Source organism: Aeromicrobium sp. Leaf272 (assembly GCF_001422865.1).
Taxonomy (GTDB): Bacteria; Actinomycetota; Actinomycetes; order Propionibacteriales; family Nocardioidaceae; genus Aeromicrobium.
The window spans coordinates 270,145-280,911 of sequence record NZ_LMMY01000013.1 but is presented as its reverse complement, the minus strand read 5'-3'; the positions used below and the strand labels follow the sequence as shown (position 1 = coordinate 280,911).

Annotated in this window: 9 protein-coding genes and 1 tRNA gene; 2 read left to right on the top strand and 8 right to left on the bottom strand. The window is 72.5% G+C overall.

Translation table 11 applies throughout. The features are described 5' to 3' along the window. Positions 1 to 178: 178 nt before the first annotated feature. From ASF38_RS10575 to ASF38_RS10565, 3 genes are all read right to left on the bottom strand, one after another. Positions 179 to 252 (bottom strand) — tRNA-Gly (locus tag ASF38_RS10575). Positions 253 to 316: 64 nt separating this feature from the next. Continuing rightward, the gene (locus ASF38_RS10570; RefSeq protein ID WP_156364701.1) at positions 317 to 1,429 is read right to left on the bottom strand and encodes a PP2C family protein-serine/threonine phosphatase; all 1,113 of its coding nucleotides are present in this window, start codon (positions 1,427 to 1,429) and stop codon (positions 317 to 319) included. Then, positions 1,426 to 2,274, bottom strand: a complete 849-nt coding sequence (locus ASF38_RS10565) for an Fpg/Nei family DNA glycosylase (RefSeq protein WP_055966344.1) — start codon at positions 2,272 to 2,274, stop codon at positions 1,426 to 1,428. Before ASF38_RS10565 ends, ASF38_RS10570 begins: the two co-directional genes overlap by 4 nt. A 208-nt stretch (positions 2,275 to 2,482) precedes the next feature. Between ASF38_RS10565 and ASF38_RS10560 the strand changes: the two genes are divergently transcribed. Further along, positions 2,483 to 3,190: a GAF and ANTAR domain-containing protein gene (locus tag ASF38_RS10560; RefSeq protein ID WP_055964986.1), complete on the top strand. Its 708-nt coding sequence runs from the start codon at positions 2,483 to 2,485 to the stop codon at positions 3,188 to 3,190. Then, positions 3,190 to 3,894 (top strand): GAF and ANTAR domain-containing protein, encoded by a 705-nt coding sequence (locus tag ASF38_RS10555; protein WP_055964983.1) that lies wholly within the window; start codon positions 3,190 to 3,192, stop codon positions 3,892 to 3,894. The genes ASF38_RS10560 and ASF38_RS10555 overlap by 1 nt, the downstream gene beginning before the upstream one ends. Positions 3,895 to 4,030: 136 nt before the next feature. On the opposite strand, the gene ASF38_RS10550 is transcribed toward ASF38_RS10555, so the two are convergent. The 5 genes from ASF38_RS10550 to ASF38_RS10530 form a co-directional block, all read right to left on the bottom strand. Next, positions 4,031 to 5,050 carry an NAD(P)-dependent oxidoreductase gene (locus tag ASF38_RS10550; RefSeq protein ID WP_055964980.1) on the bottom strand — a complete coding sequence of 340 codons (1,020 nt, stop codon included), beginning with the start codon at positions 5,048 to 5,050 and terminating at the stop codon, positions 4,031 to 4,033. Next, positions 5,047 to 5,880, bottom strand: coding sequence for a hypothetical protein (locus ASF38_RS10545; RefSeq protein WP_055964976.1), 834 nt, complete (start codon positions 5,878 to 5,880; stop codon positions 5,047 to 5,049). The genes ASF38_RS10550 and ASF38_RS10545 overlap by 4 nt, the downstream gene beginning before the upstream one ends. A gap of 194 nt (positions 5,881 to 6,074) precedes the next feature. Next, entirely contained in the window at positions 6,075 to 8,714 is a 2,640-nt protein-coding gene (locus tag ASF38_RS10540) for an AAA family ATPase (RefSeq protein ID WP_056553033.1), read from the bottom strand. Between the two features lie 109 nt (positions 8,715 to 8,823). Continuing rightward, on the bottom strand, positions 8,824 to 9,282 hold the full coding sequence (locus ASF38_RS10535; protein ID WP_056553036.1) for a ribose-5-phosphate isomerase: 459 nt from the start codon (positions 9,280 to 9,282) through the stop codon (positions 8,824 to 8,826). 33 nt (positions 9,283 to 9,315) lie between these two features. Next, on the bottom strand, positions 9,316 to 10,755 hold the full coding sequence (locus tag ASF38_RS10530; protein WP_162237345.1) for a CDP-glycerol glycerophosphotransferase family protein: 1,440 nt from the start codon (positions 10,753 to 10,755) through the stop codon (positions 9,316 to 9,318). Positions 10,756 to 10,767: the final 12 nt, after the last annotated feature.

Below are 10,767 nucleotides of genomic sequence, written 5' to 3'. Positions count from 1 at the left end.
CACGTCGAGTGGAAGCTCCCCGGCTCCGACACCTGGCAACGAAACCAGCGCTGGCGACCCTGACACTCGACCACCACGACACCCCGACCCATCGGTCGGGGCACTCGTGCTGCCCGGCCAGCACTGACCCGTGTTGCTCGACCACGCCTCGCGGCTGGGAACAGGCTTCGGCCCCGAGAGCGGACGACGAGACTCGAACTCGCAACATTCTGCTTGGAAGGCAGAGACTCTAACCAATTGAGCTACGTCCGCTCTCGGGGCCGAAGCGACTCCAGGATGCCACATGCGCGTGGCCGGTGATGCTGCGGCCCGCGGGTCAGTCGCGACGTGCGAGCAGGAGCACCGCTCGGTCGTCGTCCTTGGTCTTCACCCGTCCGATGATGCGGCCGGCGGCGCCCTCGAAGCCGGGTCGCACGGCACGCGCGGCCACGGACCGGAGCCACTCGACGCCTTCCTCCACGCCCTGTTCACGGGACTCCACCACGCCGTCGGTGAAGAACAGCAGGGCCTCCCCCGACGCGAGGGTCCCTCGAGTCTCGTGGAAGTCGGGGTGCTGCAGGATGCCGAGCGCCGTGCCGCGGGCGTGGTCGGTCTTCCAGTCCGATGCGCCGGGGTGCCAGTGCAGCGCCGGCGGGTGGCCGGCGTTGATGATCCCGTAGTCCCCGCTGCGCAGGTCGATCGTCACGTGCACCGCCGTGGCGAAGCCCTCGTCCCAGTCCTGCCGCATGAGGAAGTCGTTGGCGGCCGCGAACAGGGCGAGCGGCGGCAGCGCCCCGATCAGACCACCGAGGGCCCCGGCGAGCTGCAACGACTGGGTCCCCGCGGCCACGCCCTTCCCACAGACGTCGACGAGCACCATCTCGAGCTTCCGCTCGTCCTCGCTCAGGTTGGCGACCATGAAGTCACCGGAGAAGTGCACCCCGCCCGCGGTCAGCATCGCGGACTCCGCGTGCCACGGAGCCGGCAGGGGCGGGACCTTGCCCTGAGCCTGCAGCCGGTCTCGGAGGTCGACCAGCATGGCCTCGCCCAGCGGACCGGGAAGTCCGCTCCGCCGACGTCGCGCCTCCCACAGCTGGATGCCGGCCACGACGGTCATCATCACGAGCGAGCTCACCCGGTTGGTCGTCATGCCCGTCTCGAGCGACTCGACGGTGACCGTGACGGCCACGAACAGCGCGATCGTGCCCACCAGCACGAGCAACGGCTTGAAGCGCAGGGTGATGCTGCCGAGCAGCAGCGGGATCACGAAGGTGAAGGCCGGGAACACCGGGTACGACACGATGGAGAGGGCGAGGATCACCGCACTGAGGACCGCCAGCACCCCGAGGACCGCGACCTGACCCTCCTGGGTGCCGGTCTGCCAGCGCACGACCCGGTCGTCGACGTAGCGCCCCACGGTGTGCCGGGCGCGGCGAAGACGTGATCTCACCGGCCGAGCGTACCCGCGGCCTGGCACGTGGGGCACCAGAACAGGTTCCTTGCCGCGAGGACCTGGGTGCGCACCTCGTCGCCGCAGACGTAGCACTCCCGCCCGTCGCGACGGTAGACGTAGACCTCGCCGCCGTGGTCGTCGCGTCGCGGGAGCCGACCCATGACGGCCGGGCCGTGCGCCACGTGGACGGTGTCGATCCGACCCTTGCGCACGCCCTCTCGCATCAGGGCGACGAGGTCGGCCCAGAGGGCGTCCCAGATCGGCTCGGGCAGGTCCCGGCCGGGCAGGAACGGGTCGATGCGGTGCCGGAACAGTGCCTCCGCCCGGTACACGTTGCCGATGCCGGCGACGACCGACTGGTCCATGAGCAAGGTCGCGATCGGCGCCCTCGAGCGGTGGATCCGCTGCCAGGCGCGGTCGGGCTCGGCGTCCGCCCGCAACGGGTCGGGACCGAGCCGCGCGACGAGCGCCTCCACCTCTCCGGGCAGCAGCAGCTCGCACGCCGTGGGACCCCGCAGGTCCGCCGTGCGCGTGGGCCACTCCGCCGGGCCCTCGAGACGCCAGCGCACCTGGCCCTTCACCTCGGGGACCTCGCCCTCGGCGTGCTTCGAGATCCGGAACGCCCCGTAGAGGCCGAGGTGGACGTGCACCTGCTCGTCGAGGCCCTCGAACCGCACCAGCAGGTGCTTGCCCCACGCGTCGGCACCGGCGAGCACCAGCCCGTCGAGCCGGCCGGCTCCGTCGACGAAACGGCCCTGCGGACTGCTCGAGCGCACCCGGTCGCCGGCGAAGGTCTTCGTGAGGCGCCCGGCCAGGCGGTGGAGGGTGTGCCCCTCAGGCACGACGGTTCCGAGGGTCGGGGACGCCGCGGGAGAGAGCCACCAGGCGAGCGTAGCCATGCGGGTCGGACGCGCCAGTCGACCGTCCTGGAAGGTGCGGGCCGATGGCGGGGTCGGGCCGTGACTCCTGTGCCGCCTCCTGTCATGATGAGGGATACGTGTCAGACGTGCGACCCTCCTGGGACGTGACGCGGCGGGTGAGGAGTCTCCGATGGAGCTCGGCAACAGTCGGCGCGCACTGGTGCGGTTCGCCTCGCTCCTCGCGTCGTTCGACGAGTCCAGCTACGTCGCTCCGCGCCTGTGCGAGGCCGCCCGCATCGTCGTCGGCGCCGACGGGGCATCGATCTCCGCCGCACTCCTGAACACCAAGCACGAGCTCCTGTGCGCGACCGACGACGTGACCCAGCGATACGAGGAGCTCCAGGAGGTCGCCGGAGAAGGCCCCGCCTTCACGGCCAGCCGTACCGGCGAGCTGGTCACGGTCCGCCTCGGCGACGTCTCCGCCGACCACTGGCCCGCCCTCGCCGTGATGAGCAACGACCTCGAGGGCACCATCTGGTCCGTCCCGATGCGTCCCGGTCGCCTCGTCGTCGGCGTCCTGACGCTGCACCGCGCCCACGGGCCGCTCGAGGAGGAGCTCGAGACCGTGCAGGAGGTTGCCGACGCCGTCGGCACCGCACTGCTCCAGGACTCGAGCGTCCTCGCCCCGGTCACCAGCGACACGGAGGCGTGGTCGGTACGATCACAGCTGCACCAGGCGAGCGGCATGGTGATCGCCCAGCTCGGAGTCAGCCCGGAGGATGCCGTCGCCCTGATCCGGGCGCACGCGTACGCTCACGACAAGGACGTCAGCGTGGTGGCGGCCGACGTCATCGCGCGTCGAATCGACTACACGGACTTTCGCATCGGAGGCGACTGATGAGCGACATGGCACGCGCACTCTCCACGGTGTCGGCCTCACTCGTCATCCCCCACGACGTCGCGGGAACGTTGACCGCGCTGCTCGAGGAGGTCACGCAGGCCTTCGGCGCCGTGGCGTGCTCGGTGGCCGTCGCCGACCGGCACGACCGCCTCGAGGTCCTGACGTCGTCGTCCCACCGCGAGGACCTGCTCACGCTGCACGACGTCCAGGCCGCCGAGGGTCCGCTCTTCGAGGCGTGGACGCACGGCAGGCCCGTCACGATGCCCGACATCTCGAGCACGACCCATCCGTGGCCCGACCTCACGGCCGCGATGGAGACTGTGGGGGTCTGCTCCGCCCTGGCCGTGCCGCTGCGCTGGGGCGGCCAGCCGCTCGGTGCCGTGGGCCTCGTGCGCACCGTGCCGGGCGACTTCGACGCCGCCCAGGCCGTCCACCTGCAGGCGTTCGCCGACCTCGCCATGCTCGTCATCGTCCACGCGGACCCCGTCTCGGTGCGAACCGCCGTCCAGCGGATCGACGACGCACTGACCGGCCGGATCGCCGTCGAGCAGGCCAAGGGTGCGCTCGCGTACCTGCACGACTCCACGACCGCCGACGCGTACGACCTCCTGCGCAGGCGAGCCGAGGAGGCCGAGGTCACCTTGAGCGAGGCGGCCCACATCGTGCTGCGCGAGGCCGAGCAGGGCCGAGACGACGCCTAGGGCCAGAGACGTCGGCAGCGCGGCCGGCATCGCGGTGCGACCAGCCGTCGACGCATGACGGCGCCCGTCGGTGGCACCTCGTCCGTCCGCCGGAGACCCATCCGCCGCAGCGCGCCCTCCGGAGACCCACCGTCGATCAACCCGACCTCGCCGCCCGACCGATCCTCGGCCGGCGGACCCGTCGGGCCCCCAGGGTCTCGGCGATCCGAGCGATCATCTCGTCCAAGGTGGTCGTGGGCGCGTACCCGACGAGGCGCCGGACCGCGGTGTTGTCCGGGACGTGCCGGTGCTGGTCCTCCCTGCCGGACCCCTGCCTGTCCGCCTGCGGGACGTGGACGATCCGGCTGTGGCTCCGCGTCACCCGCGCGACGCGGCGCGCGAGGTGGTTGACGCTGAACGCCTCGGTGCCCCCGATGTTGTAGGCCCGGCCGATCGAGCCCTTCGACTCCTGCACGGCGACCATCGCGGGCACCACGTCGCCGACGTAGGCGAAGCACCGGGTCTGCTCGCCGTCCCCGAACACGGTCATGGGCTCGCCGGCCATGGCCTCGGCGACCAGGTGCGGCACGACCATGCCGTACTGGCCCACCTGACGCGGACCGATGGTGTCGAACAGCCGGACGATGCGGACCGGCAGACCGCGCTCGGTCCAGTAGGCGTGGCCGTAGGCCTCGTTGATGCCCCTGGCCGCGGCATAGGTCCACCGCGAGCGAAGCGGCGTGCCCAGGACCCGGTCGCTGTCCTCGGACAGGGTGTCGATCGCGTTCTTGCCGAACACCTCCGCCGTGGACACCAGCAGGACCTCGGCACTGGAGTCCAACGCGGAGTCGAGGACGTTCTCGGTGCCGTGGATGTTGATCCGCATGCCCGCGAGAGGCGAGCCGAGGGCCGCGTGCGCCCCGACGGCAGCTGCGAGGTGGAAGATGCGATCCGCACCCCTGACCGCGGACCGCACCTCCGACTTCTCCATGACCGAGCCCGATCTCAGGTGGAACCGTGGGTGGTCGAGCACCGTCGCGAGGTTCCTGATGTCGCCCGTCGAGAGGTCGTCCAGGACCACCACCTCGTCGCCCCGCTCGAGGAGCAGCTCGACCAGGTGACTTCCGACGAACCCCGCGCCGCCGGTGACGACGGACCGGTTCGTCCCGCTGGTCACGCGGTGTCCCCGGCCGTCGTCGACGTCGATCCACGCACGGTGTCGACGCCGGGCGCGATGCGATCGAACTCGTCGTCGAGGGCCACGCCGACGGCACGGTAGGTGTCGTCCAGGAGCTTGGTCAGCTCGGCGGTACCCAGCGTGCGCACCACGTGGACCTCCTGCTCGCACCGACCGACGAGCTGGGCGGCACGCTGCGCTGAGGCCGACGTCCATCCGGCGACCACGCGGGGGCCTGCTTCCTTCGCCGTCGCGCCGCGTCCCCCGATCCGGCGTCGGGCGCTGAAGGCGACGTGCACGGACGATCCCGGCTCGAGCCCGCGGTCGCGCAGCGGCTTCACCAGGAGGTCCTCCGTGCACCCCACGTACGCCGTGGAGGTGAGGAGGATGAGCTGGCCGGGGACCGCCTGGTCCACCACCACGGCGCACAGGGCTCGCAGGAGCTCGACGTCGGGGGCGTCGTCGTCGTCGGGTGTCGGCCCGCACACCACCACGGCTCGCGCGTCGCCGGCGCGTGCTAGGTCGGGCGAGACCGTGAACGTGTCCAGACCGAGGGTCGTGGCGAGACGCAGGAGGTCCTGGCCGGCAGGTCCGACGTCGTCCGGCGCCCGGCTCGGCGCCGGGACGTCCAGCGCGAGGACCCGCGATCCTGCCCTGTGGTGGGCGAGCGCCGTCAGCAGTCCGACCCGGCCGAGCCCGACGACGGCGACGTCGAAGGGGAACAGGTGCTTCAGCACGCTGCGCCGGGACGCCCGGGACGTGACGACCGAGGTCGGAGGACGGCGGCGTGCCGTGGCCAGCTGGGTCTGGGGGGAGTCGGCGAGCGTCATGGGGTGCTCCTTCTCGTCGGCGCCCCGTGCGCCGTCCTGGACGCCACTCTGGCCCCGACGCCCACAGGCTGAGAAGCCGAATCGCTCAGGCGTGCGGGGCGCAGCCGGACACCCGCACGTGGCCCGCCGCGGCCCGCATCCAGGTGTGCGGGACACCGCCGACGGCGGAGCGGAGCGCGACCGACGGCTCGGGTCTAGCCGCCCTCGCGCAGCATCTCCGCGACGAGCTCCGAGCGCGACGCCACCCCGATCCTCCGGTAGATCGCCGTGAGCCTCAGCTCCACCGTGCGGACCGACATGAACATCGCCGCGGCGATGTCGCGGGTGCGCAGGCCGTCCTTCACGTGAGTGGCGACGACCCACTCCTCGTCGCTGAGCTGGTCCCTGACGGGAGTGGCTTCGATGCCGTGCTCGGACGCTCCGCGGACCGCCCACCCCGTGGCCCCCGCGATGTCGAACGCGGCGACGGCCAGGGTCCGGGCCCGGGCACCCTCGTGCGCGTGGCCGAGCGCGGTGAGCCGGGTGGCCATCACCGCGAGCGTGCGGCCCTGCTCGTACGGGGACTCGCCCGGCTCGAACAGGCCGGCCGCGGCGGTGAAGAGCGGCAGGGACGCCTCACCCTCGGCGGTGAGCGCCCGCATGCGCGCGATCGCGAGGGCCGCCCACCGACTCGGATGGGCCGCCTGCCGGGCCTCGAGGGAGGAGAGGAGCCGGGTCGCCTCCCGGTGCCGACCCGTCGCGACGCACGCCTCCGCGTAGTCGGCCCACTGACGCAGGAGGGTGGGATTGCGGAACCGGGCGGCGTAGCCGGTGACCTGGCGCAGCAGAGTGACCGAGGTGTCCGCGTCACCCCGGAGGAGGGCGATCGTCCCCCTCAGGGCGAGCGCCCGGGCCATGGTGGCGGGTGCACCCTCCAGCGAGGCCAGCTCACTGGACCGCTGCAGGACCTCGTCGGCGTCGTCGGTGCGTCCGACCGAGTACTGGATCCAGGCGCGCACGTACAGCTGCCCGGAGGACCGCAGCCCTGCCCACGGGGAGTCGGGGTCCCACGCGGTCGCGCACTCGCGGGCCCGTCGGAACTGACCGGCCGCCACCTCGTTCCCGACGGCGCCGAGCCGGGCCAGGTCGGTCCACACCGGGTCCAGGGCGGTCGGGTAGTGCAGCACGATGTTGAAGAGGTCGCGCGCCTCCCCGTGTCGCTCGGCCAGGGAGTGCGCCCGCGCCTGCATCAGCAGGGGCGCCGGCTCGCTGCCGTCCAGCGACCCGAGGCCGGTCACGGTGGCCCCCTCGGTCGACTCCACGCCGTCGATGGCGTCGAGGGCCGCGATGGTGATCCCGAGCTGGTCGACGGTCTCGTCCGAGAGCCGTCCCTCCGTGGCGGCGGTGGACGGGAGCAGCGCCCGCGCCTCCGCCGTCTCCCACCGCTCGGCGCGGAACCATGCGGCTGCGAGCTGGAGGCCGGCCGCCGTGTCGGGGGCGGTCCCGGCGTGCAGCTCGGCCAGGGCCCGCACCTGGTCGTCGACGAGCTGCTGCGACGTGACCATCTCGTGCACCAGCTCGAAGAAGGCCAGGCGCAGCGCCTGGGTGGCCGTGATGTCGACGACCTGCGGGTGGTGGCTGTAGCGCGCGGCCAGCACCACCTCGCCGTGGCGCAGGAGCTGGGAGCAGAGGCCGATGATGGTGTCGAGGTGCCGGTCGACGTGCTCCACCCGCTGCAGCGCCCGCTCGGCCAGCTCGACCGCGGCCGCGACGTCGCCCGACGCGACGAGCCCGACCGCGCTGCGCAGGAGCGCCTCCACCCCGACGGGCTCGCCGTCGAAGCTCCCGTGCCACGCCTCGAGGTGCTCGCTGCGTCCCCGGGCCGCAGCGGCGAGACGCGCGTGCCCCTCACGGCGCGATGCCGATGACTGGGACCAGTAGATCCGGGAGCGCAGGCGGGCGTCCCGGAACGCGACGTGTTGGCCCCTACGGCTCAGGACACCCTCGTCCACCAGCTCGTCGACCGCGCCGGGCAGTCCGGAGTCGACGAGCCCGAGGACCAGGGGGTGCGCGAGGGACGAGAGGGCCACGACGTCGAGGGCGGTCCGCTGCCTCGCGTCCAGGCCGTCGAGGATCGGAGCGGTCAGCACGGCGGACCACGAGCCACCGCGCGGCGGGAGCTGGAGCCAGGCGTCACCTCGCGCCTGGTCCGGGTCGAGACGTTCCAGGTGCTCGCGCAGCAGGCTCGGGTTGCCGCGGCAGTAGGTCGAGAGCACGCGCACGGTCGACTCCGACGGTTCGTGTCCCGGGTCGCGGACCTCGTCGGCGAGGACGTCGGGCGGCAGCGGGCGCAGCTCTCGGCGGGGGATCCCACCCAGCGGCGCGCTCGCCGACATCGTCCGAGCCGTCACCACGAGCCGGAGCCCCGTGTGCAACAGGCGACCGGCCACGAGGCCTAGCACGGCCTGGCTGTGCGCGTCCATCCGGTCGACGTCGTCGACCAGCAGCAGCGTCGCGGGCAGTCGCATCGCCTGGATCACGTCGAGCACGTGGTGGGCCGCGTCGAGCTCCTGGCCGGGTCCCTCCGCCATCGACGCGGCCCGACGCTCGAGGTCGGGCGCCAGGTGCATCGAAAGCGCCACCAGCACCGACTCCAGGCCGGACATGGCGTACGCGGCCTCGTGCGGGTTGGTGCGCACCATGGTGGAGGGGACGGGCGTGCCGTCGACCGCCTCGCTCAGCAACCGGGTCTTGCCGATCCCCGGCTCTCCCACGACCAGCAGTGCACCCTCACGAGGTCCTTCGGCGAGGTCGATGATCGACCTCAGCGTGTGGTGGTGCGGGGTGGCGGTCACACGGCCTCCTGGTCCCCGACGCGAGGCACCGAGAGGTGTCTACATCGTCATGGTCGCCCAGGCGGGCCTGCAGCACCAGGGCCGGAGGTCCACGCCCGACCCGCCGACCTCAGTCGAAGCGACCGGTGGACTCGTACGTGGCGAGCAGGTCGATCCGGCGCTGGTGACGCTCGGCTCCGCTGAACGGCGTGGTCAGGAAGGTCTCGACGATCTCGACGGCCTGCTCGAACGTGTGCATGCGCCCGCCGATGGCCATCACCTGGGCGTCGTTGTGCTCACGGGCGAGTGCGGCCGTCTCCGTGCTCCAGGCGAGCGCCGCTCGAGCGCCGCGCACCTTGTTGGCGGCGATCTGCTCACCGTTGCCCGACCCGCCGATCACGATCGCCAGCGACCCCGGCTCGTCGACCGCGGCCTGGGCCGCCGCGACGCAGAACGGCGGGTAGTCGTCGTCGGCGTCGTACTCGTGCGCGCCGTGGTCGACGGGCTCGTACCCGTGGTCGGTGAGCCACGCCGCGAGGGCGTCCTTGAGCTCGAGGCCGGCATGGTCGGTTCCGAGGTGCACGCGCATGCGGACAGTGTCCCAGAGCGGACGGTTGCCGGTTCAGCGGCCTTCGCGCACCACGCGCCGCACGAACCCCGCGAAGGCGTCGGCGGACTCCTCGCCCCGGAACTCCCCCAGCACGTAGCGCTTGCGAGCCGACCGGGCCTCGGCCAGCGGGTCGTCCACGAGCAGGTCGTCGAGGACCTCGTCGAGGTTCTCGAGATCACCGCGCAGCACGTACGCGGTCTGGGCGATGGGGTACTCGTCGCGGAACTCCTCGACGCTCGACCGCATCGCCGTCATGCTGTACGGCTTCTCGGACTGCAGCCAGTCGGACACGACGCTGGACACGTCGGAGATGAGGGCGTCGGAGGCATTGGTGCAGTCGGCCACGCTCCACTCGACGTCGGCGCGCCGTCCCCACACGTGCGCGGGACCGCCGGCGGCCCGGTCGGCCTCGAGCAGCCCGTGGATCTCGTGCACCACGGCCCGTCGGATGCGCCATCGGTAGCTGAGCGGGTGCGGCCGGAAGACCACGCGCACCCCACGTCGCAGGAGGGCGGCGACGATCTTCGGTCCCTGCTCGAGAGAGGAGAAGTTGACCGCGGGGTCGAGGCCGTGCCACGTCGGCGCGTAGAGCACGGTCGGCTGCTCGAGGGACCCGATGGCACCGCGAGCGGGCTCGATGTCCCACGCCTGGGGGCGGCCGAGCACCTCGAACTTGTCGGCGTCCACGTGGATGCCGTGGTTGGCGTACCGGTCGATGCCCGCCTGGCCGCACACGACGAGGACGTCGTAGTCCGCGTGCCGGGGGTTGTAGTTGGCCGGCTTGTCGGAGTCGCCGTGGTTGAGCCACACGTGCGTGATGTCCCGGCGCGCCATGAACCGGGCGTTGGTCTGGGCGTTCTGCACGTAGAAGAAGGCGCGGAGGCTGGGGACCAGCGCGTCACCGAGGTCCTTCATCCCCCGTGACCCCAGCTGCACGAAGGGCGATCGCAGCGGGGCGTCGCCCTCGGTCAGGATCCGCTCGACGTACTTGGCGTGCAGGTTGATGATGACGTTCGGCTCACCGGAGCGCAGCAGGTAGGGCTCCCACATGCGCAGCTGCCACGGACCGCCCGACCTGCCGGCGTAGGCCATCGCCGTGGTCGGGGCGTGGCGGACCAGGGCGCGACGCAGACGTCTGCGGTGCCGCCAGTGCCGCAGCGTCCCCTCCGACGCGCCGACCGCGAGCGCGACGGCCACCACGACCCCGGGCACCGCCACGAGGGGCGTCGGGCGGGTGAGGGCGAGCACCACCAGGACGGCGAAGGCCGCACCCAGCAGCGCGGTGCGCAGCAGCGGCACCAGGCGGTGCGGGGCCGGAGGTCCGTCCGCGACGCCTCGCAGGCCGTAGGCGTGGGTGGGGACGACCACCAGGGGCTCGCGGCTGAGCTGCCGGTCGAGAAAGCGGCGCCAGGCTGGGCGCTCGGTCTGCCCCGGCTCGGCCTGCTCCACCACGCGCGACAGTAT

Bases quoted from the DNA above. Each gene is read 5' to 3' on its own strand.
- ASF38_RS10545 (WP_055964976.1), bottom strand. From the start codon at position 5,880: ATGACGCTCGCCGACTCCCCCCAGACCCAGCTGGCCACGGCACGCCGC.
- ASF38_RS10535 (WP_056553036.1), bottom strand. From the start codon at position 9,282: ATGCGCGTGCACCTCGGAACCGACCATGCCGGCCTCGAGCTCAAGGAC.
- ASF38_RS10555 (WP_055964983.1), top strand. From the start codon at position 3,190: ATGAGCGACATGGCACGCGCACTCTCCACGGTGTCGGCCTCACTCGTC.
- ASF38_RS10560 (WP_055964986.1), top strand. From the start codon at position 2,483: ATGGAGCTCGGCAACAGTCGGCGCGCACTGGTGCGGTTCGCCTCGCTC.